Source organism: Sphingorhabdus sp. SMR4y (genome assembly GCF_002218195.1).
Lineage (GTDB): Bacteria > Pseudomonadota > Alphaproteobacteria > Sphingomonadales > Sphingomonadaceae > Parasphingorhabdus.
The window spans coordinates 1,720,384-1,744,715 of record NZ_CP022336.1; the positions used below are offsets into that span (position 1 = coordinate 1,720,384).

A 24,332-nucleotide genomic window follows, 5' to 3' on the forward strand; every position below is an offset into this window, starting at 1 on the left:
ACTTATTTATGAGCGAATTGACCCTCGACAGTGTCGTACAGCGCAATCCTGAGATGGTAGCCGCCGAAATGGACGGCGAAATGGTAATGATGAGTATCGAAGACAGTGCCTATTACGGGCTGAACGCAGTGGGTTCCGATCTGTGGGACGCCATGGAAAAGCCGGTTAGCATCGCCGCCCTGTGTGATCAGGTGACCAAGAATTTTGACGTCGACCTCGCGACTTGCCAGAGCGATGTCATGGAATTGCTGACGGATTTGCGCGAACGCAATCTGGTGCAGCTGGCAGAGTAGAAAATGGAGGGTTTCTCTCCCGTCGCAACGGACATGATCAAGACCCTGAAACGAAAATTTGTGACGGCAAAGCAGATGCCGCCGTTATTCTACCTCTGGCTGGGCCCTGCATGGGTGCTCCTGGGGCTGAGCCGTCTGGTCATCCTCACCGTGACCTTCAAGCGTTTCGCCCATTGGCTCGGAATGCACGACGGCCTGGCCCCGCGCACCCCGGTGACGACAGAGGAACAGGCGAAGCGCGCACGCGCTATAAGCAGCGCCATTATTGTCGCAGCCAAATTTGCGCCATGGAAAGCCAATTGCTTTCCCCAGGCGATCACCGCCCGTCTGATTCTGGGTGTACACAATATCCCCTACGCCCTCTTTTTCGGCCTGATGCGCAGCAAGCAGGAGGAAGACCTGGGCGAGATCAAGGCCCATGCCTGGGTGGTGTCGGGCCGGGTAAATGTCACAGGCGGCCGCAGCTTCGGGCAATTCACATCGGTGGGCTGCTTCGTCTCGAAATAAGCCTGCGCCGTTGATACCGGAGATATTTTCTCGTGAAACCAAACGATAAGCCGACTGAGGATAGCCACCCTGCGGACAATATCCCGATATTGCTGTTGCACAAGCGCCGGTTCGTGCACTCATGTTCCCGGATTTATTCTCCGCCGTTCAATCCGATTTCAGGCAAAAACCTTATGAGCCGATCGTGTCGCCAGTGATCAATCGCCTGCAAAGGCAGGGTGGCCAATTTGAACCATTCTAAAGGATTCCTCGGAGAAGCCTTCAGCGGCGGGTGGAGAATTCTGCTGGCTGGCGTGATGGGCATGGCACTGGGGATCAGCGCGCTGCCCTTCTACACATTAGGCGTTTTTGCGCAGCCGGTTGCCGATGATTTCGCCTGGTCGCGAACGATGGTTGTATCCGGTCTGTCCTTCCAGATGGTCGGCACCGTGCTGGTTGCCTGGCTGGCAGGCTGGATGATCGACCGCTATAGCGTTCGGAAGATCGCGCTGTTCAGCCAGGCAGGACTTGCTCTGGCTTTCTTCTTGCTGGCTTTGCAGAACGGATCGCTCTGGCTGTGGCAGCTGAACTGGTTCATGCTGGCGCTGCTCGGTATAGGGACCTCTCCGATGAGCTGGTCCCGCGGCATTGTCGAAAAGTTCGAGAGCGGTCGTGGCCTTGCTCTCGGCATTGCCCTGTCGGGCAGCGGTATCACCGCTTTTGCCGGACCGCCGCTAATTGAAACCATTATCGAGGCATATGGCTGGCGCGCGGGCTATTTTGCCCTGGCTGGCGCCATCACGCTGGTCGGGATTCCCTCCACATGGTTTCTTTTCCGGATTTCCGCCCAGCAAAACGCCGGCTCGCCTGCGAAAACAACCAGCCTGCTGACCGGCCTGAGCTTCAGACAGGCACTTTCAACGCGCCATTTCTGGCTGATTCTTCTGGCATTTTGCACGATCACTTTCGCGATAAGCGGAACCATTCCCAATCTTGTGCCGATCATGCAGACAATGGGCATCAGGCAGGCTGCTTATTATGTGAGCCTGATCGGCATTGCGATTATCTTCAGCCGTCTGATCAGCGGTTATCTGATCGACCGCTTCTGGGCTCCCGGAGTGGCAGCCACGCTTGTGCTGATTGCAGCGGGTGCCTGCGGGCTGCTTTCTCAGGGCATTGCGCCGGCTTTCGCCGTTATCGCTATCGGCGTGGCCGCCGGCGCCGAGTTTGACCTGATCGCTTTCCTCTGCGTCCGCTATTTTGGCATGCGCGCCTATGGTCGCATCTATTCTTGGCTCTGGGCCGGATTTGCCCTTGCAACAGGCATGGGCTCAATCACGATCGCCTATTTCGTCGAGACGGGCCTCGGTCCGGCCGGCGTCATGCTCGCCGTTGTCGGTGCCCTGGTTATCGCGGCAGCAGCGCTGCTGGCACTGGGCCGCTATCCGGATCCCCGGGAATGGGACCATTCCGCCTGACCGGCGAGAAAAGCCCGCGAAATCAGCGCAGATCTTTCTGCTTGCCTATCCAAAAACGCTGCACAAACGGAAACACCGTCTCCAGACATATCCCGCGGAGCAATCGGTACAATCACTCTGCCGCCAAGACCCCGGTCCCGAATATTTTTTCCGCCTCCTCGTACAGGCCTTGGCTGTTCAAGCTTGCGATCAGGCTCTCCTTGCTCTGCTCGGTCGCGCGATCATCCTTGCCCAATTTGTTCTGACGCCGCGTCCATGCATGGTAGAAATAGGGTTCAGCTTCGCTATATTTTTTCTGTTCAAACAGATTGGTTCCCAGTCGCTGCAGACAACTCATGGTGTCAACATGATAGGGGCCGTTGACGGCAGTTAGCGTCTTCAAGGCTTCCCTGAGATAGGCTTCTGACTTCGGAGCATCTTCTCTGTTGCCGAGTATATCAGCGAACAGGACCATCAGTTTGGCGCTTTCGGGGTGATCACGCCCGCGTGTTTCAATACTTAAATTCACCGCGCGGTCCAGCAAATCCCGGGCCTTGTCCGACAGACCCAGCCGATTATATGTGTAGCCTAGGTTGGCCAGGCTATCAATTGTCGCAGAGTGCCGCGATCCGAGGATCAAAGTGCGGAAGCGCAACACTTTCTCGTAATGAGTCGCTGCATCCGCAAAGCGTTCTTGCGCATTGAGATTAGATGCCAGATTGTTGAGACTGGACAGTGTAAAAGGATGATATTCCCCGACCTCGGTGGCATTGATCCGGTAAGCAGAATAAAACAACTGTTCCGCAGCGAAAAAAAATCCGGCCTTATGCAAATCGAATGCATAGGATTTATATACACCGGCGCTGTCTTGGGCATTCTTGTCCGCTTCGTTTTTGACTATAATAGAAATTTTGTCCGACGCCTCCACAGCAGGCAAAATTTCAAGCTGATCATAAGCGACTTGCGCGGCTTTTCCGAGCTTGAGAACTTTCTCTTTGATCAAGTCTCGATTGATTTCCGCAAGCGGATCAGGTTCCAGCGATTGCGCAGCCCATGACGGAAATGCCCAAATCAGCGTCACGACAAGCCAGAATTTAAAACCGAAGATGTGGCGTCCGGTGACGATGGCCTTCTCTCCTCTCACGAGCCGCGGAGATTAGCAGAAAATCGCCATGATGTCAAAACGGCTTTCATGCACAAATAGCTGAAAATTATACATTATTTAGCTGTTAACCAGGCTTTTTCAAAACTCGCTAACTACGTGTATGAACCGAAATTTATCGCAGTTCTGCAAAAGCGTGTGGGATGAGCAGAACCCGATCCATTGGCAGTGCCAAAAGCACTTCGCTGGCGACAGTTGCGATATCGGCCCGGCCCTCCCGCATCGGGTGGACCGGCGCGGTAGCGGCATTTGCATTTCAATTCGGCCTGTCCACTCCTGCCGCGGCCTCCTTCTTTGATATCGAAAAGGATAATGCCGCTCCATGCGAGTCTGCCGTGAAGCCGGTTGCCAGTAAATCCGAGGCCATATTGGGCCGCGAGATGAGCGCATTGGAAGCCGTGCAGGCTAACCAGCGTCTGGATGCCAAATCGGCCTGCCGCGGCGCGTCAATCGTTGCCTCTGAACCGGTTGTTGTGGTTTCTCCCAAAATAGCAGTTAACACAATTTCCGCCGGTGCTGATTTCGACAAGGCGGCAGAGGCATTGGCTATCACAGCAAATCCATCTGTACTGGCAGAGACGTTAGCCAATTTGAGCGGGAAGCAGTTTCGCGGACGGTCCGGCCCCTTTTCCGGTTTTGCATCCGCCAGGTTCATGGCTCCCCTTAAAGCCGGACCCGCCGTACCTCGAAAAGCAACCCCCGATCCAACGGTTCATAGATTCGCGAGTGTAGCAACGTCCAACGAGGACAAATTAACTGCGGCAACGAAAACAAGAGTGCCCCGGGGCATGCCTGCAGCAACTCGGCCATTTAGCGGCAAACCTGACATTTTCGGTTCTGTGGCCTTGAGAGTCAGTCACACTCCGCTGGATAGGAAATGGCGCGACGCACAAAGCGGCGGAGGAACGGCCATGGCCAGAGCGGCGTTGGTCAGGGCCGGTGCGACCCTTGGCGCCAATTACAAAGAAGAGAATATCCGGGCGGTGAACCGCTGGATAAACGCCAATATAACATATGTCGAGGACCGCAAACTCTATGGACGGGAGGATCACTGGGCAAGCGCCGGAACAACGTTGAAAGCGGGACGCGGCGATTGCGAAGACTTTGCCATCGCCAAAATGCAGCTGCTGCAGGCCAGCGGCGTAAAGGCATCTGATATGTTTCTGGTCATTGCCAAAGATCTGGTTCGCCGGTCCGATCATTCCTTGCTCGTCATCCGTGTCGGAAACCAGATGCTGGTGCTGGACAACGAGACGGACCAGATACTGGACGCCGACGATATCCGCGATTACCGGCCGATCATGAGCTACAGCGCGAACGGGAAATGGCTACACGGCTATCCGGCCAAGCCAAGCGGAACCCAGATCGCGTCGCTTGCTATCGGAAGATAGCCACTGCCTCAGCGTTCGGTCAGTGCCTGCGATCTCGCCCGCAGTACCGGCTTGAGCAAGTAGCTCAATATGCTTTTCCGGCCGGTCAGTATTTCGACATCGCATATCATGCCGGGAGTGATGGGCAATTTTTTGCCGCCGGATTGCAGCCATGCCTGGTCGGTTTCAACGATGACAGTAAAATAGGCTTCCTGCTTTACTTCGTCGTAAATGCTGTCCGCCGAGACTTGCACGACATTGCCCTGCAGGCCACCGTAAATCGAGAAATCATAAGCTGTCACTTTGACATTGGCGCGATCCCTGACCCGGATAAAAGCAATATCGCTGGGCCGAACTCTCGCCTCTATCAACAATTTGTCACCGATTGGAACCACCTGCATGATTTTTTCACCAGGCCCAACAAATCCGCCGATTGTCGTTATTTGTACATCGTTGACAATACCATCCACCGGAGACCGGATTTCGGAACGTTCCAGACGGCCCTGCGCCCCTCGAATGGATTCCTGATTTACGGCTATTTTTGCAGCAATCTGGCTCCGTTCGTTCAGTGCTTCCTGACGGAACTGGAGATTTGCTTCGGACAATTGCGCCTGAGCCTCCCGTACTGCCGCACCTGCACGCGCTACGCTTTGACGGGCGGCCGCAAGGCGGCCTTGCAGATCAACCAATTCGCGCTGTGCTGTCATCAACTCGGTTTGCGGGATGATCGATTTTGCCGCGAGAGGTTGCAACAGATTGACCTGATCTTGCGCCAATTTGACACTGCCCTGCAGGCTAGACACTGTGGCCTGCGCCTCGCTCTGGTCCCGTCGCCGTTGTTCGATAGCGGCAGATAGTCCGGACAATCTGGAACGCAAAGCTGCCTGACGAGCTTGTTGCAACACGGCCTCCTCGGCACAGGGCGCGCCGGGCGGACAGTCGCTAACCGTCCCGCGACCTTCCTGCCCCAGACGCGCAGCCCTTGCCGACAGGGATCTGTTCTCGGCCTGGATTTGTCCAAGCTCCGAGGAGGAGTCTGTATCATCCAGTCTAGCGAGCAATTGCCCTTTTTTGACCTGTTCACCTGACCGAACGAGAATGTCGGATACGGTCGACGGATCACTCGCCTGTACCACTTGCACCTTGCTCGAAGGTATTACCCGTCCCTGACCACGGGTAATTTCATCGACCTGCGCGAGGCTCGCCCAGACGATGAACAGGAACATGCCCAGCGCTCCAATCAACAGGATACGCTGACTACCGTTTAACGCGCTCAGCGAAGACAGCAGCGACTTCATTGACCGACGCCTTCCGAACCCGTTTTGGCCGCCGGTGCGGGCGCATGCTGAATATTTGTCAATTTGGCGAAATTCCCTCTTGTTTCCGAAGGCTCTGGTATCCGCAACGTCCAACCCTTATTGACATCAAGCCGTCCGCCAACGTCGGTTTTTGCGTGACGGTCTGTCACCGCGGGCGGCACCGAGAGGCCGGTTTTTGCGAAATCGATAACAGCCGCGTCTTCGATCTCTTCGGACGGCTTTCTAATCAAGTCCAGCGACGGAATATATTCGCGACCCGAATATCGACTGCTGAACGCCGCGCGCTGTCCCCATGCACCGGGCCAAGCATAGAAAATATGCGCACCCAGCTGTTTGATCTTGGCGAGCTTGGGAGCCCAGTAAGGCGATACATAGTCGGCATGGTAATGGGTTGCCGTTCCTACGCTGGCTTCGACGAAGCCGGCCAGCGCGGCTTCTGCAACCGATCTCGAAACGGCCCAAGCAGCTTTTTGTGGTTTACGAAACAAGGCACCGTCGCAGGTAAAGCTGAATTGGCAAACACGCGCCTGATGTCCCTGGTATATGACCCCGCATACCGACGAAGGAAAAGCGGGATGGCGCACGCGGTTCAACACCACCTGGGCGACGGCTCGCTTGCCACCAAGTGGTTCAAAGCCCGCTTCGTAATAGATCGCCTGCGTGAGACAAATCTCGGCGCGCGCGACTTCGTTGGCAGCGATATCAGCCAACCTGAAAGGCCGAGCGACAGGAACAAGTTGATCGGAAAATGGCAATGCCTCATTTGCGACCTTCGCATTTTCACCTGTTACAACAGCTTCCGCAAGCTCACCTTGTGTAGCTTCGATAAGCATTTTCTGTTCCGCTGTTCTTTCAGCAGACATCGCTGCTGCTTCCGGCAGAATTGCGCTATCGGCATCCAGCAAGCTAAGGATCGGACCACTCCAGCGGTCATGGGTAGCCCAGGTTATCACGGCGATGGCCAGCAACAGCGATAACAGAAAGAATACGGGACGTTGGCCTATGTTTTGGCCGCTGTCCGAACCGACCAGAGCCGTGCGCATCGGTTTCGCCGCTCCGAGTTTGGGTTGGTGAATCATGATAGTTTCCCGCCATTGCCAACCCGCGACAAAATTTCGTCCCGCGGGCCGTCCGCGACGATGCGGCCATGGTCCATCACGATGATCCGATCAACAATCGACAAAATCGCTTGCCGGTGCGTGGATATTACCAGTGTCTGGTCGGGTTCGAGCGCGCTTTTGAGATGATCAATGAACTGGCGTTCCGTCTCGACGTCCATCGCGCCAGTCGGTTCGTCAAGATAGAGCAACTTAAACGGACTCATCAAGGCACGGGCGAGAACAAGGAAGCTGCGCTGTCCGCCAGACAAGCTTGCACCGCGTTCTCCCGCAAGCCGGTCAAAGCCGACGGCATCACGGGCAAGAAACTTGTCAGCACCGGATTTGCGCAATACCGCCATCATATGGTCCTGATCGCTCTTTGCAGCGCCAAGCGTCAGGTTTTCCTTGATGGAGCCGCTGAAAAGTTCGGAATCCTGACCGACGTACCGAAAGACGGATCGCAGTCCCCGCGGAGGATATTGCCGGCTGTCCAGACTGTCGACCAATATTGCGCCGGACGCCGGTGGATATAGTCCGCAGATCAATCGGCCCAATGTAGACTTGCCGGAAGCAACACGACCGATCACCGCGACCCTTTCGCCTGGCCGGAACGTGACGTTCAGGCTCGACAGAGATTCAGTATCCGCTTCCGGATAGGCAAAACTGACGTTGTCAAAAACAATCTCACCCGCGCTGACTTCTGGCGTTATCGAGCGACTGCCCAAACCGCGTTCATCGACTTGCTCGGTCATTGTCTGAATACTGTCCAGTGTCAAAAATGCCTGGCGGCCCCGCGTCATCAGGAACGCCAGCTGACCGACCGGGCTCAATGAGCGTCCGGCAAGCATGACGATGGCGATGATCGCGCCCATCGAGATGACGCCTGCGTTGAACAGGTAAAATCCCCCGATTATCAGGCTGATGCTGGTGATCTGCTGGCACAGGGAAGCCAGATTGATCGCGACGGCGCCCAATCGCCGCATTTTTTCCTGCGTATCGGCGCTCATCTGCGCGTAGTTTCTCCACCGCGACAGCATCCGGCCTTCGGCGCCACAGGCCTTCAATGTTTCAATACCAGCGATGGACTCAACCAGCATCGAATGCTGCAAGCTGGAATCCGCCTGCGCCTCAAAAGCCGCAACTCCCATTTTCTTCTGCAGGACATAGCCTGCAACCAGCATGATGAGGATCATCACGACCGGCACCAGCGCGAGCCAGCCAGCCAGCACTGCAATCAGCGCGACGAAGATGACCAGAAACAGCATATCGATGATGAGAACAATCGTCGTTGACGCAAAAAAGTCGCGGACGATTTCATATTCCGACACCCGACGCACCATCGCTCCGGTACTACCGGAGCGGCTACCCAGCGGGATGTTAACGATTTTCTCGAACAGCTTCTGCGACAGTTTGGTATCAAGCTTGCGGCCGGTCTCGTCGATAAGCCGCGCCCGGGCCAGCCGCATGCCAAATTCGAGAACGAAGGCAAGAAAAACGCCGACGGCGAGCACCCAGAGGCTTGCTGATGCTTTGTTCGGGATGACCCGATCATAGACATTCATCGTAAAAAGCGGGAGCGCAAAGCCAAGCATGTTAATGAACAGGGCCGCGCCCGCAACCTGCTTGAATGCACCGCTTTCCTTGCGCATTTCATCCCAGAACCAATGGCTCTTTCGTGCAGCATCCCACGGCCGTTCATGTTGACGAATTTTTGTAGCATCCGGCGCTACAGAAATTATTTCTCCATCTTGTTCAGCCGCAAGTTCGCTGACCGATATCGATTGCATACCGTTCGCAGATGGTCGGAATATGAGGAATTCATCGTCATTCTGCTCGAGCACTACGGCAGCGTTGCCATCCTGCAACGAAATCATGGCCGGCAGATGCTTGTCCGAAAGTCGCGCCAGTTTGCGCGCCACGGGAGTGGCTTTGAGTCCCAGAAGTTCAAGTGCCGGTTCTACCTGATGAAACGGCAGACAGCCGGCTTCGTCAACGGCCAGTCCCGAGCGCAGGATAGGCGCAGATGTAGTCTGACCAAAATGTTCGGCCAGAAACACCAAGCAATTCAGAACTTCGTCGCTACGAGTTTCATCATCACCTGGCATGTCAGGCATTTCCATGTTCAACGCAGGTTCCTTGTCATCAAACTACTAAAATACAACGCAAACCATATTATTTCGGATACCGACGATAGTCAGTTTCAGCGGGAGGCGTGGGGCCAACATTATAACGCTCTCTCGCATAAGCTCTGGCCGCATCAGGCGCCCCCAAATTCAGGGCTTCGAGCAACTGGTTGGTCGCGGCCAGCAGCTGGAACTCCGCAAACATTTCGGAAAAACGCGCCGTTTCGGTGCGAACCTGCACATTATAGCGGGTGTTTTGTGCATCCAGTACATCGAGCAGCGAGCGCCTGCCGACATTAAACTGCTCGCGATAGGAGATCAGCAGATCGTCGGAAACCCGACCTTGCTGGCTCAGCTCTTCCAGTAGCTTGCCCTGCGTGGTGAGACGGTTCCAGGATGTTCTTGCTTCGCTCTCGGCTTCACGGTCCATCTCATGCAGGCGGAAGCGAGCTTCGCTGGCGCGACGGACCATTTCCTGCACTTTTGCGCGATTGATGCCGCCGTCAAATATGTTCCATCGCATTACGACCATCGCCATATAATCGCTGGTGGTCCCGCGGAAGCCGTCGACATCATCACCGGCTCGTGCTCTGGCTTCAACGCCAATGGTTGGCGCGAGATCTGCTTTTGCTTTCTGTACCATAGCGTGCGCCGCATCTACATCCGCCTTGGCTTCCTGCACCTTCGGATTACTCGTGCGGGCCAGCGAAACAGCATCCGCCAGCGTCGGAGCCACATAGGAACGGCTCGAACCAGGCATTGCGACATCGGAAATCGAGAGACCAGTGAGACTGCGGAGCGCAATCATTGCATTCACCATGTCTTCCTCGGCCTCGGTCCTCCGGACAAGTGCCGCCTGCATCCGCTCTTCGGCCTGCTGCTGATCGGCAATGCTGATCGATCCCTGGCGTACGCCTTCGGAAAGATCGGTAACCAGGTTGCGGTGGAAGGTGATGTTGTCATCAGAAGCCGCAACAATTCGTTGTTGCAACAAGAGATCAAGATACTGCCTAGCGACCTGAAGGGCTATAAATTCTGATCTCTCTTCCACGCGCAACGCCGCACCATCGGTGCGGGCTGCCTGACGTTTCAGTTCGCCACTCCGGCGACCGCCGTCAAGAATTGTCCACTCGCCGGAAATACTCAGTTCCGCCGGATAGAGTGTCTGGTTGGCAATGCCAAGCGCGCGGCGCGTCACGTTTTTCAGCTTGCGCGCGCCGGCCTGCCCCTCCACCGAGATTCGGGGCCAGAACAGACCCTGAGCCTGCTCCCGCTCGAACTCGATGGCTTCCTTGTTCTGGATTGCCTGATTGATCTCAGGATTGGATTCCAGAGCCGCTTCTACTGCCTGCACCAGTTCGACGGTTTGCGCCGAAACCGGATTGGATGCAACGAGCGCCGATATTGCGGAACCGACTGCCAACCATTTCATTTTGCTATTTCTCATTTTTCATCCCCCCTGCTTAACGAGTCGCAGGCACTGTATTGATTTCCACCCGGCGATTGGACGGGTTGCGTTCACCATCGAGCGTTTCGACCTTGCGTTCGGTTTCTCCCCGGCCGTCTATTGTCATCGACGACGCTGAGATACCGGCACCTTCCATCATCCGCGCGACGGCTTGTGCACGTTCAACAGAGAGCGGGAAGTTGTAGCTGTCCGAACCGGACCGGTCGGTATGACCGACGACGGAAAAGGCATTCCATCCGCAAACGGCCCTGTTTTCAGCAATCAGCGAGACCGTTGCCGAAGCGTCGGGTGGTGGTGTCGCCGAATCCCAGTCGAAATAGACGTACATGGGCATTTGCTCGGCACATTGAATCTCGTTGACCGGCGGCGGAGGAGGAGGCGGTGGCGGCGGTGGCAATGGATCGCCGACCATGCGCAACGCAAATTTCTCGCACTTGTTGACACTGTCGGCATCTTTGGTTCCGCTCTTCAGAAATCCCATCGCGATACCGCACTGGACCTTGGTCTCCGAAGCCCAATAATAGCGGGAATCCGTTGACCTCAGGACAGTTTCATCAAGCGTCGCCGCAACAGCAGAATTGTATCGGCTTTCCACTTCTCCGCGCAATTCGGCTTTACCCAATGACATCAGCGCGCCTTCCTGCGCCAGCGCCATGCTCGGGAGTGCGATCGCACATCCGCCGATAAACATGGTTAATATTTTTGTCTTCTTGTTCATTTTGCCCTCCGGAAAGTCGGTTTCCCAATCATTATCTGCTTTTTGCTAACCTGCCGCTTGGCCGGCATCTGCCATATCGATCTGCGTTTGCAGGCCGTCTGATACGACCGGCGACAACGGTCCGACATCACCCAGCACGAACATGTCCAGTACCTGTTCCGGAAGCGAATGCTCCGGAAGATGCTCGATCGCTCCACGACCGCCTTCGGTTTCATTGCCCGCGAAGGTATCGATCACCGCGTCAATCGAAACAATCTCCGGTGAACCACCATCAATCGCATCGGCAACAATCTCCTCAACAGTTGCCGGTGGGGTATCGGGGGCCGGGATGTCGAGCTGCACTGGTGCAGGCGTTTCGCCAACCGGAGCCAGCGCTTCCACGTTCATAGCAATACCCATGTCGAGCTGCAGGCCAGAGGCGGGCTGGAACTCGCTCGCATCGAAGCCGGGCTGCGCGTCGTTGCCGCCCGAACTTTCTTCGGCAAACATCTCTTCGCCGGCGTCAACCGCAGCTTCCGCCAATGCTTCGCCAGATCCGCCGCTATAGTTACCGGACGCGGTATCTTGACCGGCAGGGCCGCTTTCGTCATTCGCGACCTCTCCACCATCAAGCTGGACGGCTTCGGGTTGCGGCTGATTATCAGCGGCCTGGAAATCCAGAGCCGCTTGATTGCCGACCTCTGCAAGCGGCGCATCCCTGCTACCGGCCGACTCCTCGGGCCTGCTATTTGCAGCCAGCAGGGTTGCAGCCAGTGCGATCGGCGCCGTTGCCGGTGCTTTCACTCCGGCTCGAGCCGCCTGTGCTTCGTTGGAATTGGCCAGCATGGTCTTGGCAGCCGGTGTTGTTTCGACTTTTGCCGGCTCGATCAGAGCGACATTTTCCCCCAGGCCACTGATATTCTGCAGCATCAGGCCGCCATTGTCGTTGGAGGCAATCCGCTCGCCGCTATCTGCCGACTGGAGAACCGGCTCATTCTCGACACCGAGGAAGTTAACTGGCGCGAGAGGAGCCATTGGAGCCAGCGGAAGAACCATGGAAGTGATCGAGGCGTCGATCAGCACATCGATCGTCGACAGCGATGTTTCATCACCATCTCCATCGATACCAACAATACCAAATTCATATTCCTGATCGGTCGGCAGAATTGTTCTGGAAACGGTAATATCCGTCGCAATACGCACAGAGGCATTTGCGTTGCTATCAATATTCTCGATCCGCAACACACTAAATTCGATTGTTGGATCAATCGTAATGGCGCCCGTTGAGGTAATCGTAGTCGTGCCAGTCTCCGTCGCAGCGACCGTTCCGTCCGAGTTATATCGCGTAGCTGTCCATTCAATATCGACTGGACCACTTTTCACTTGCTGAATATTGAGTGTCACAGAACCGAGATTGTCGGCATTGACCCATGGGTCGTCATTTCCAAGCGTTCCTGGATCATGAAACTCCATTTCAAACCATTCATTCTGGTCCAGGAACTGGTTACTGACACCGAAGCCCTGGGTACTGGCATTTACGCCGGTTCCGTTGGACTGGAATTCTACTCTCCCTGCTTCATTGATTCCCAGTGTAGCAGGATCATCTTCCAGTTCTCTAAATCCGGGGCCCCCTGCACTGAGATTGGCGAATGAAATCGTTTCATCTACAGCCGCATCCGGTGAGAGCAGGGTAAACTTATATGTTCCATCCGTATTGACTGCCAATGTGAACAAATCGATCGTGTCAGCCGAAGCGGTCAAAACACTGCCAGTGGCCGTATGTGTTGTTGTGTAAGTTATCCCAGTGATAGCGGGACCGGTGATATCGAACTGGCTGTGCCCATCGGCGCCTGGCGCATAAGTAAATGTACCGTCAGCCATCGCATTGACGAAATTGCCCACCGTGAGCATGTCGCCATCGAGATCGGCGGCCGTTGGCGCATCGTCGTCAAAGCTGATGTTTAACGTGCCCGATGCGCTTGAACCATCGGCGTCCAGCACCGTATAGCCAAGCACCGCAACCGGATCGGTCGCATTTTCGTCATTGGGTCCTGTTGCATGCAGGACATTGTCGAGCAAGGTGACTTCATAAGCCCCTGTTGCGGAGTCAGTGACCTCGACCGTGAAGAGATCAATGCCGTTGCGTGCTCCACCAGTAATGGTCGCGGTCAAGGTGCTGCCTGACCAGGCATAGGTAACCGTCTCCTGTCCGATGGTCGCGGTCAGGCCGTCCATCGATGCAAAATTGATCGACCCAGCACCATCACCGCCGAAATTGTGGGTCAATATGCCGCCAAAGGTCGCGGGGTTATTGTCGCCATCGGCATTGGCATCGGTTGCGCCGTCGATCGTGCTGAGCGGGTTGCCGCCGGCCAGACCATCATCGTCAACCAGAGCTGCGCTCGTGCCGGCGGTCGGAACATTGGCATCCAGGATCTGGAAGCTGATATTGGCGGTGGCCGTATCTCCATCGCCATCGGTAACCGTGAAGGTTGCTGTCGTTGGCGTTACCGGGCTAACCGTCGGATTATCGGCGGTAAACTCATATGAACCGTCAGCTTTCACGCGGATCATGCCATCGCCAATATCCACCCAGTCGCTAAACTCGGCAGGACCGGCCGTGAAGACAAGCGCTGCACCATTGACATGGGTAACCGTCGCACTGTCAGCGCCGCCCAAGAAATCCAGCGTCCCCGAAACCGTAGCGCCTTCATTGACATTTTGCGATGCTTCGTTGGTTGCAGTCGGCGTATCATCATCAATCGTGATCACCACCGAACCCGCCGCCGTTACAAAATCGCCATCGAAGTCGGTTGCCTGCAACAGGCTGCCAAGGCTGAGCACGATGTCATTTTCATTGTCACCGATCGCGTGATCAAGCGGTCCCGAAAGGACGAAATCCCATGCCCCGGATGTTTCGTTCAACGTGAATGTGAAGACCGGATTGCCGCCAGCCGATGCCGTAAGGACATTGTTGACCACAGCATATGTTACAGGCGTTCCACCCGAAGTCAGCGCCGGCAATCCGCTCGTGTCGGTCAGAAGCTGATAGGTGAGCGGCGCATCTGCTCCGGCGTTGAACAGCGCGGTGACATTGCCCGAAACGCTGGTCACAACTCCGGCAATATCGCCCGTTCCCCCCTCGATGCCGCCCGCAAGGCCGTCTTCATCGACAGTTCCTGTCGAGTTGCCCGGATTGGCCGAAGGACCATCATCATCGAACTTTATGTTGCCGCCAAGATCGAGCGATACCGTTTCAGATGCGCTGTCACCGTCACGGTCGGTGATCGTCGCGGTTCCTTCGAGAGAAACCAGACCGTCACCGAGGATGGCCTGCTGCAAATCATAGTCGGCTCCGACGCCTGGAGTGTCGTGGTCTATTTCGGCAAATTGCGTAAGCGTTACAACACCGGTTACGGCATCAGTTCCGATCGTGAATATCGTGTTCCCCGCCGTGATCGAGCCGGCATCCGCGGCTGTGGAACCAACGACGGTTCCGCTGACCAGATACAGGGTGATCGCGTCTCCGCCGCTGGTCAGGCCGGAAGTGGCGCTGTCGACCACCAAGGCATAGGACCAGGCAATCGATCCCGCGCCATCGGCTCCATAGCTGGATGAAGCGATCGAGAAAGCGCCGCCGAAATTGGCAGTCGTGCTTGCAATATCCTGATCCGTCGGATCGCCATCGGTTTCCGCATCCTGGGTTACAAGCATTACGGCGGTCGCCGCGTCGACAGCGGCATCGATGCTCGGCCCGTCATCCTTGAAGGTCAAGGCGCCGGTCAGATCAATTGCCCCCGATGCTGTATCGCCGTCGCCATCGGTGGCGGTTGCGGTCAGCGTGATGAGATTCGTCCCCGCCAATCCTGCGGATTGATCTGCCCCGGTGTCGGGCGTGTGCTCCACCGCACGCAGCTGGTCGAGTTCGACCACACCGCTGGCGTTTACCGAAAGTGTGAAGACCACCCCGCCAGTAGCACTATAACCTTCGACAATATTGCCATTGACCCGCAGAAGCACAGCTTCACCGGTGGCAACATCGACCAGACCACTATCGGCGTCCGTAGCGGATATCGAAAGCGCATAGGTGGTTGTTCCCGCCCCGTCCGCGCCATAGACGACCGCGAATGCGCCCGAAAGATCGGCGGTGGCATCCGTGCCAAGAGCGGTTTCGTCGACCATCAGCATGGCCGCGGTAGGAGTAGCGGTAACCGAAGGGCCATCATCGGCAAATTTGACATTGCCGCCCAGGTCCAGAGACACAGTTTCGCTGGCCGTATCACCATCACCATCGGTGATCGTGGCGGTGCCTTCTAGCGAAACCAGACCATTAGCCAAAGTTGCCAGTTGAGCGTCATAGCCGGAACTGTCGCCCGGCAAGCCGTGATCAATCTCTGCAAACTGGGTCAGCGTGACGACACCGGTTGCCGCATCTGTGGCAATCGTGAAGATCAGATCTGCACCGGCGCGGCCTTCGACCACTGTGCCGTTAAGAGTCAGCGTAATAGGCACACCATCGCTGGAGAGGCCCGAAACGGCATTGTCGACGACCAGTGCATAGGACCAGGCCGTGCTGCCCGCACCATCCGCGCCATAGCTGGAGGATGCGATCGAGAAGGCGCCGCCGAAGTTGGCTGTGGATACAGCCATATCCGATGCAGGACCAACCGTATCGGCATCCTGTGTGACCAGCATCACCGTATCAGCATCCGACACAGCGGCATCAATGGATGGACCATCGTCGCGGAAGACAAACGATGATCCAATATCGGCGATGGCGGTGGCGGAGTCACCATCGCCATCGGTGACCGTTGCGGTCAATGTAACGAGATTGGCGGCAGACAGGCTGGCCGGATCGTTGGGATCCGGATTGGTGCCGTGAACAACCGCACGCACTTGATCGAGCGTGACCGTTCCATCAGCGGCTACCGTGATCGTGAACACAAGATCGCCGCCCGTTTCGGTGCGGCCTTCAACCACTGTTCCGTTCAGCGACAATAGGACATTCTGGCCCGTTGCAGTGTCCACAAGGCCGCTGAGACCTGCGATTGTACCAAGCGCATAGGTGATGGACCCCGCGCCATCCGCACCGAAGCTGCTGGCAAAAATTCCGGCAAAGCTCGCGCTCGCGTCGGTGCCCAGGTCGGTTTCGTCTACCACCAGCGAAACGGGCGGGCTAACGACACTTACCGTTGGAGTGTCATCATCGACGTTGATCTGCAAACTGCCCGCAGCAACGTCGCCATCACCGTCAGTCACCTGATAGTTGAGCGTGAAGCTGATATCGTTTTCATCGAGGCCTGCGGCGTGATCAATCGGTGCATTCTGGGTCACCGTATAGGCGCCGGTAGCACTGTCCAGCGTCACTGTGATCACGGTTGTCGCGCCTTGTTTGATCAGCAGATCACCGCCAGAGATTTCATAGGTGAAACCGGTTGGCGGTGTGCCCGAGGCGAGCAAGGACAGCGTGCCTCCGTCCGCGCCGAACACGTGATTCAGTGTACCGGTGGCGTTCGCCGTGTCCGGATCAACGTCGCCAGTTCCGCCGGCATTGCCACCAAGGGCATCGTCATCCAGCTGAACCGCTGTGTTGCTCGTGGTCGACGGAATATCGTCAATTATATCGACCGTGATGGTCGTTGTTGTTGTATTCCCGTTTGCGTCCTTGACCTCGATGGTGAAGGTTTCGACATCATTTTCGATGTTCGCGCCATCATTGGCAGTAGCTCCCGTTACCGGCGTGGTCAGCGTGTAGCTGTAGCTGCCGTCCGGATTGAGGGTAAGCGTGCCGTTGGAGCCGACATTGCTGCCAACAACGGTATAGCTATAGGGTCCGGTGCCGCCGGTAACATTATCGGCAATCGTGCCCGATATTGTTTCGGCATTGCTGGCAGGATCGCTGCCCACCGTATCAAGCGCCGCTTCGTTGACACTGACATCGTCGCTGCTTGCTGCAAGGCCGGAGTCATTGAGCGAGATCGTCAATGTGGTCGTAGACGTGTCGCCATCCCCGTCTGTAACCGTATAGACAAACGTGTCTGTGGCTCCGCCCGGAGGCACGAGCCCTGGCGTCGATATATAGCTGTAAGTGCCGTCGCTGCTGATCGTCAGCTTGCCATAGGTTCCGTTGACAACAGTGCCGACATTGCCCGAAACCGCGCCGCTAATATCATTACCGGTCGCGACCCCTGTCACGGCACCGGAGGATGCGAAACCGTCTGCACCTGCTGAATCACCAGTAACCGCATCGGTGACGACATTTCCGCCGATTGTTGCGCCTTCCGCCACGGTGGCGGTGTCGGCAACGGCAGACGGACTATCGTCTTCTATGGTAATGGTCAGGCCTGTCGCATTGGTCGTGCTGACCGTTCCGTCATCCGATGTCACCGGAACGGTGAAGACCAGCTGATCTTCGCCAGCCGTTTCGAAGCCCGTATCCGGATGGTCGATCTTGCCGATCAAGGTGACGGTGTAATTGCCGCTATTGTCGATAGTGATCTGAATAACGGCACTTCCGCCCGCCGATCCGGTCAGCGTCTGCGTTCCGACGCCGCTCCACGTGACTGCAGCGCTTCCCGAAGTCAGAACCGCACCGGGATCTCCCAGCGTTACTGTCTGCGCCTCGCCATCGACATCGGTGACGGTGATCTGGCCCGTGACAGTGGCTGCATCGGTCGTATCGCTGCTCCCCGCCGCCGCAGCGCCGTCGGCGATACCGCCAGCCAGCCCTTCTTCGGAAACAACGGCCGTGGCTGCTCCCACTTGCGGAGCATCATTGGTGCCATTGATGGTAATCGTCAGGGTCGTAGTCGCAATATCGCCATCAGCGTCGGTAATTGTGTACGTGAAAGTTTCAGTCAGCGTCTCACCGTCATCGAGCCCTTGAACGGCCGGATCGCTATTGGCCAGCATATAGCTGTAGCTGCCATCTGCGTTCAGCGTCAGTTTGCCATAAGCGCCATCCAGCGCGGTGCCGACGGTGCCAGCGATCAGGCCGAATGCAATGCCGGTGACCATCACGCCGTCTGCGCCCTGGACATCCGCGACGCCGTCGGTAGCGTTGGCATCCGCGCCGCCGATGCCGGTGAGCACATTCCCGTCAGCGACTAACGCGCCGTCTTCCTTGACCGAGTCAACATCGGCAAAGGCTGTCGGGACATCGTCGGAAACATTGATGTTGACCGTACCGGCAGCGGTATCGCCATCACTGTCTGTCGCCACCACCGTAACCGAACCGAGTGCCTGCAGATCATCGGCGGTGAACACAGGATGGCTGTCATAATTGTCGTTCAGCGTTGCTGTCACCGTCGCAACATTGGCAGAAACCGACAGAGACAGGGTTACGACGACATTTGTGCCATCGCTGCCCGTGATCGTGTTGCTGTCAACACGTACCCATGTCAGCCCACCCGACAATGCGCTGAGATCCGTGCCAAAAACGATCGAACTGATCGCATCGGATCCGGCAGTAAACGTAATATCCCCGCTGACAAAGTCGGGACCTGCCGGTGTCGAACCGTCGGCCAGATTCTGATCATCAAGGGTCAGCGTTATCGGGTCACCCGCGATCGGATCGGCGCCATCGGTAATCGAGATAGGCTGCTCCGCCGTCGCGATATCGCCGTCGCCGTCGGTGATTGTATAGGTGAAGGACGCATCGACATCACCGCCGCTCTGGTCGAGATTCGGGTTCGGGTCGAATGTCCAGGCTCCGGAAGCTGTGAACGAATAGGTTCCGTTAGCCGTTACCACCTCGGTTGTTCCGACTGCATTGATCGTCGTGCTAACGCCACCGATCGTGACAGAAGTAACCACTGCGCCGTCAGCACCTTGCGTATCATTGGCCAGCACATTGCCGCCCACGGTGCCCGGAGCATCTTCTGCCAGCGTTATCGCCAGATCGTCTGCGGCAATCGGCGCATCATCGATAATATCGATCGTCAATATGCCATTCGATATGTCGCCGTCTATATCCGTAACCACTATGGCGAAGCTGTCGCTGGTAGCATCGCCCAAACTATTGTCGGTCAGCGTATAGCTGTAGGTGATCGAACCATTGGTGATACCGGTGATGGTCAAGGTGCCCGAAGCGCCAACAAAAGTCTGGCCGACCGCAGTCACCGCCACGCCGTCGATCGTGACAGTGCCGGGACCGTCCGGCGCATCAAATGTGATCGTTCCCGCCGTAGACTCGCTATCTGCAGGTTCGTTTGTACCTTCCGGCTCAGCGCCACGATTGGGCAGTCCCGATTCGTCGACGATGGTCCCCGCTTCACCGCTGACCGGCAGGGTCAGGGTGACCGGACTGTCGGCAATATCGATGGTCAGGGTCGTTACCGACGTGTCGCCGTCGCCGTCCTGCAGCGTATAGGTAAACACATCCTGCACGCCGCCCGGACTGTCGGCATTGCGCGCATAGCTGTAGCTGCCGTCGGCATTGAGGGTCAGAACCCCGTACAGGCCGTTGACTGTCGTCCCGACCGTCGCGGCATCAACCAGCACAGCGCCGGTATCTCCTGCCGCAACCCCGGCCACGACCGCGCCGTCCGCGCCCTGGGTGTCGGCGCCGCCGTCAGCTTCGCTGTCGGTAATCACATTGCCCGTCGCCGGACCATAGTCGCCCGCCGCTATGCTGTCCGTGTCCATCACGGCAACCGGGGCATCGTCGATGATCGCGATGCTCAGCGTGCCGGAAGCGGCATCGCCGTCCTGATCGGTGATCACGACCGCAAAATCATCGCTCGTATTGTCGCCAGCCGTATTGTCGGTCAGCGTATAGCTGTAGGTGATCGAACCGTTGGTGATACCGGTAATGGTCAAAGTGCCCGAAGCGCCGACAAAAGTCTGGCCGACCGCAGTCACCGCCACGCCGTTAATGGTCACCGTTGCCGGTCCGTCAGCAGCAGTGTAGCTGATCGTTCCCGCTGTTGTTTCCAGATCGGACGCTTCGTTCGAACCAGGCGATTCCGACCCGCGTGCCGGCAGGCCTTCCTCATCGACAATCGCGCCCGCTTCACCGCTGACCGGCAGGGTCAGGGTGACCGGACTGTCGGCAATATCGATGGTCAGGGTCGTTACCGACGTGTCGCCGTCGCCGTCCTGCAGCGTATAGGTAAACACATCCTGCACGCCGCCCGGACTGTCGGCATTGCGCGCATAGCTGTAGCTGCCGTCGGCATTGAGGGTCAGAACCCCGTACAGGCCGTTGACTGTCGTCCCGACCGTCGCGGCATCAACCAGCACAGCGCCGGTATCTCCTGCCGCAACCCCGGCCACGACCGCGCCGTCCGCGCCCTGGGTGTCGGCGCCGCCGTCAGCTTCGCTGTCGGTAATCACATTGCCCGTCGCCGGACCATAGTCGCCCGCCGCTATGCTGTCCGTGTCCATCACGGCAACCGGGGCATCGTCGATGATCGCGATGCTCAGCGTGCCGGAAGCGGCGTCGCCGTCCTGATCGGTGATCACGACCGCAAAATCATCGCTCGTATTGTCGCCAGCCGTATTGTCGGTCAGCGTATAGCTGTAGGTGATCGAACCGTTGGTGATACCGGTAATGGTCAAAGTGCCCGAAGCGCCGACAAAAGTCTGGCCGACCGCAGTCACCGCCACGCCGTTAATGGTCACCGTTGCCGGTCCGTCAGCAGCAGTGTAGCTGATCGTTCCCGCTGTTGTTTCCAGATCGGACGCTTCGTTCGAACCAGGCGATTCCGACCCGCGTGCCGGCAGGCCTTCCTCATCGACAATCGCGCCCGCTTCACCGCTGACCGGCAGGGTCAGGGTGACCGGACTGTCGGCAATATCGATGGTCAGGGTCGTTACCGACGTGTCGCCGTCGCCGTCCTGCAGCGTATAGGTAAACACATCCTGCACGCCGCCCGGACTGTCGGCATTGCGCGCATAGCTGTAGCTGCCGTCGGCATTGAGGGTCAGAACCCCGTACAGGCCGTTGACTGTCGTCCCGACCGTCGCGGCATCAACCAGCACAGCGCCGGTATCTCCTGCCGCAACCCCGGCCACGACCGCGCCGTCCGCGCCCTGGGTGTCGGCGCCGCCGTCAGCTTCGCTGTCGGTAATCACATTGCCCGTCGCCGGACCATAGTCGCCCGCCGCTATGCTGTCCGTGTCCATCACGGCAACCGGGGCATCGTCGATGATCGCGATGCTCAGCGTGCCGGAAGCGGCGTCGCCGTCCTGATCGGTGATCACGACCGCAAAATCATCGCTCGTATTGTCGCCAGCCGTATTGTCGGTCAGCGTATAGCTGTAGGTGATCGAACCGTTGGTGATACCGGTAATGGTCAAAGTGCCCGAAGCGCCGACAAAAGTCTGGCCGACCGCAGTCACCGCCACGCCGTTAATGGTCACCGTTGCCGGTCCGTCAGCAGCAGTGTAGCTGATCGTTCCCGCTGTTGTTTCCAGATCGGACGCTTCGTTCGAACCAGGCGATTCCGACCCGCGTGCCGGCAGGCCTTCCTCATCGACAATCGCGCCCGCTTCACCGCTGACCGGAAGGGTCAGGGTGACCGGACTGTCGGCAATATTGATGGTCAGGGTCGTTACCGACGTGTCGCCGTCGCCGTCCTGCAGCGTATAGGTAAACACATCCTGCACGCCGCCCGGACTGTCGGCATTGCGCGCATAGCTGTAGCTGCCGTCGGCATTGAGGGTCAGAACCCCGTACAGGCCGTTGACTGTCGTCCCGACCGTCGCGGCATCAACCAGCACAGCGCCGGTATCTCCTGCCGCAACCCCGGCCACGACCGCGCCGTCCGCGCCCTGGGTGTCGGCGCCGCCGTCAGCTTCGCTGTCGGTAATCACATTGCCCGTCGCCGGACCATAGTCGCCCGCCGCTATGCTGTCCGTGTCCATCACGGCAACCGGGGCATCGTCGATGATCGCGATGCTCAGCGTGCCGGAAGCGGCATCGCCGTCCTGATCGGTGATCACGACCGCAAAATCATCGCTCGTATTGTCGCCAGCCGTATTGTCGGTCAGCGTATAGCTGTAGGTGATCGAACCGTTGGTGATACCGGTGATGGTCAAGGTGCCCGAAGCGCCGACAAAAGTCTGGCCGACCGCAGTCACCGCCACGCCGTTGATGGTCACCGTTGCCGGTCCGTCAGCAGCAGTGTAGCTGATCGTTCCCGCTGTTGTTTCCAGATCGGACGCTTCGTTCGAACCAGGCGATTCCGACCCGCGTGCCGGCAGGCCTTCCTCATCGACAATCGCGCCCGCTTCACCGCTGACCGGAAGGGTCAGGGTGACCGGACTGTCGGCAATATCGATGGTCAGGGTCGTTACCGACGTGTCGCCGTCGCCGTCCTGCAGCGTATAGGTAAACACATCCTGCACGCCGCCCGGACTGTCGGCATTGCGCGCATAGCTGTAGCTGCCGTCGGCATTGAGGGTCAGAACCCCGTACAGGCCGTTGACTGTCGTCCCGACCGTCGCGGCATCAACCAGCACAGCGCCGGTATCTCCTGCCGCAACCCCGGCCACAACCGCGCCATCCGCGCCCTGGGTGTCGGCGCCGCCGTCGGCTTCGCTGTCGGTAATCACATTGCCCGTCGCCGGACCATAGTCGCCCGCCGCTATGCTGTCCGTGTCCATCACGGCAACCGGGGCATCGTCGATGATGGAAATAGTCAGATCGGCATTGGCAACATCGCCGTCAGCATCGACCACGGAAACCGCGAACAGATCAGCCGTGTTATCCCCCGATGTGTTATCGCTCAGCGTATAGGTATAATCGATGGAACCATTGCTTATGCTGGTAATCGTCAGCGTGCCGAAATTGCCGACAAAGCTTTGCCCAACAGCAGTGACAGCGACTCCGTTGATCGAAACGACCGCCGGACCATCGCCGGGAATGAATATAATAGAGCCGACAGTGGTTTCACCATTGCCGGCAGCATTTGTTCCTTCCGGCTCGCTGCCGCGCGCAGGCAGGCCGGATTCGTCGACGCTGCTGGAGGCATTGGTCGCACCGGTCGGATTATCCGGCGTAACGATAACGACAGCCGGCAGCTCGTCTTCGTCATCCTCGGGCTCGAACGGAAACAATTCATCCTGCTCGAATTCCGGGAAGGAAAGCGCGGTCGGTGGCAACAGATCACCCAATGCAAACGGATCGCCGATATCGCCGACTGGATCGGCGAAATTTCCGCCCGAACTCTGCGGCGGACCAGCAGCAGGCTGTGGTTCGTTGCCGACCAGCAAGGCCGCCAGATTGAGAGGGGGAACGGACACACCGTCAATGACAAGCTGAGGGATGAACACCGCGCCGTCAGGGATGACCAAATCGTTTCCGTCAGGCAGGCTGATCACGAGATCGCGGCCAACTACCCGGATGTCATCCAATTCAACGCCCGCCGGCAAAATTACCGTGTTTTGCGTTCCTGCCTGAAGCGCCGGAATGGAACCTGCAGCCTGAAGGCTTACCGTTGAGCTGAAAGACGCTTCGCCACCATAATTCCCGCCATCCCGGCTATCGTTGTTGGCCGGGGTGTCGAAATTTTGGTCCAGGCTATTGTGCTCGAAATCCATATCAAATTCCCGTCAGGATGAGTTGCGTGTTGGCTGGCAAAGCAGAACCGCTTGGGGAGAAATATCCCGCCAAGGTCCCGGCTGCTTTCGTATCGGACGACGTCCAGCTGCCTTCGATGGTCGCATCGAAAGTTGGTCCGAAATAAATCGAAAACACACGTCTGTTCTGCATAGTCGCCCCGCAGCCAAATGAGGGTCAGCGAGAGGAAAGTCCTCGTAGCCGGTCCCGAAACAAAAATTGGATTGAGGGGCGACCCGAAAATTTAAAATTAGGCTCAATCCGCGCTCAGATTTATATTTTGATTCAATTT

Annotated in this window: 12 protein-coding genes; 4 read left to right on the forward strand and 8 right to left on the reverse strand. The window is 57.5% G+C overall.

What is annotated here, in order from left to right; all coding sequences use genetic code 11:
- Positions 1–8 precede the first annotated feature (8 nt).
- The 3 genes from SPHFLASMR4Y_RS08140 (at position 9) to SPHFLASMR4Y_RS08150 (ending at position 2,257) form a co-directional block, all read left to right on the forward strand.
- Positions 9–293, forward strand: a complete 285-nt coding sequence (locus SPHFLASMR4Y_RS08140; protein WP_222102959.1) for a lasso peptide biosynthesis PqqD family chaperone — start codon at positions 9–11, stop codon at positions 291–293.
- A 3-nt stretch (positions 294–296) separates the two neighbouring features.
- Positions 297–800 (forward strand): lasso peptide biosynthesis B2 protein, encoded by a 504-nt coding sequence (locus SPHFLASMR4Y_RS08145; protein WP_089133086.1) that lies wholly within the window; start codon positions 297–299, stop codon positions 798–800.
- A gap of 227 nt (positions 801–1,027) precedes the next feature.
- Positions 1,028–2,257, forward strand: coding sequence for an MFS transporter (locus tag SPHFLASMR4Y_RS08150; protein ID WP_145955490.1), 1,230 nt, complete (start codon positions 1,028–1,030; stop codon positions 2,255–2,257).
- 112 nt (positions 2,258–2,369) lie between these two features.
- Here SPHFLASMR4Y_RS08150 and SPHFLASMR4Y_RS08155 read toward each other — a convergent pair whose 3' ends face one another.
- Together SPHFLASMR4Y_RS08155 and SPHFLASMR4Y_RS17085 are read right to left on the reverse strand one after the other, a co-directional pair.
- A complete protein-coding gene (locus tag SPHFLASMR4Y_RS08155) occupies positions 2,370–3,380 on the reverse strand; it encodes a tetratricopeptide repeat protein (RefSeq protein WP_089133088.1) in 1,011 nt (336 codons plus the stop codon).
- Positions 3,381–3,654: 274 nt separating this feature from the next.
- Positions 3,655–4,053, reverse strand: a complete 399-nt coding sequence (locus SPHFLASMR4Y_RS17085; RefSeq protein ID WP_186266089.1) for a hypothetical protein — start codon at positions 4,051–4,053, stop codon at positions 3,655–3,657.
- 256 nt (positions 4,054–4,309) lie between these two features.
- Between SPHFLASMR4Y_RS17085 and SPHFLASMR4Y_RS17090 the strand changes: the two genes are divergently transcribed.
- A complete protein-coding gene (locus SPHFLASMR4Y_RS17090; protein WP_186266090.1) occupies positions 4,310–4,789 on the forward strand; it encodes a transglutaminase-like cysteine peptidase in 480 nt (159 codons plus the stop codon).
- 8 nt (positions 4,790–4,797) lie between these two features.
- Here SPHFLASMR4Y_RS17090 and SPHFLASMR4Y_RS08165 read toward each other — a convergent pair whose 3' ends face one another.
- The 6 genes from SPHFLASMR4Y_RS08165 to SPHFLASMR4Y_RS08190 form a co-directional block, all read right to left on the reverse strand.
- A complete protein-coding gene (locus SPHFLASMR4Y_RS08165) occupies positions 4,798–6,066 on the reverse strand; it encodes an HlyD family type I secretion periplasmic adaptor subunit (RefSeq protein ID WP_089133090.1) in 1,269 nt (422 codons plus the stop codon).
- Positions 6,063–7,166: a cell wall hydrolase gene (locus SPHFLASMR4Y_RS08170; protein WP_089133091.1), complete on the reverse strand. Its 1,104-nt coding sequence runs from the start codon at positions 7,164–7,166 to the stop codon at positions 6,063–6,065. The genes SPHFLASMR4Y_RS08165 and SPHFLASMR4Y_RS08170 overlap by 4 nt, the downstream gene beginning before the upstream one ends.
- Positions 7,163–9,292, reverse strand: a complete 2,130-nt coding sequence (locus SPHFLASMR4Y_RS08175; protein ID WP_260807128.1) for a type I secretion system permease/ATPase — start codon at positions 9,290–9,292, stop codon at positions 7,163–7,165. Before SPHFLASMR4Y_RS08175 ends, SPHFLASMR4Y_RS08170 begins: the two co-directional genes overlap by 4 nt.
- 67 nt (positions 9,293–9,359) lie before the next feature.
- A complete protein-coding gene (locus SPHFLASMR4Y_RS08180) occupies positions 9,360–10,757 on the reverse strand; it encodes a TolC family protein (RefSeq protein WP_260807129.1) in 1,398 nt (465 codons plus the stop codon).
- Between the two features lie 16 nt (positions 10,758–10,773).
- Positions 10,774–11,496, reverse strand: a complete 723-nt coding sequence (locus tag SPHFLASMR4Y_RS08185) for an OmpA family protein (protein ID WP_260807130.1) — start codon at positions 11,494–11,496, stop codon at positions 10,774–10,776.
- 45 nt (positions 11,497–11,541) lie between these two features.
- The gene (locus SPHFLASMR4Y_RS08190; RefSeq protein WP_089133093.1) at positions 11,542–24,021 is read right to left on the reverse strand and encodes a DUF5801 repeats-in-toxin domain-containing protein; all 12,480 of its coding nucleotides are present in this window, start codon (positions 24,019–24,021) and stop codon (positions 11,542–11,544) included.
- Positions 24,022–24,332 lie beyond the last annotated feature (311 nt).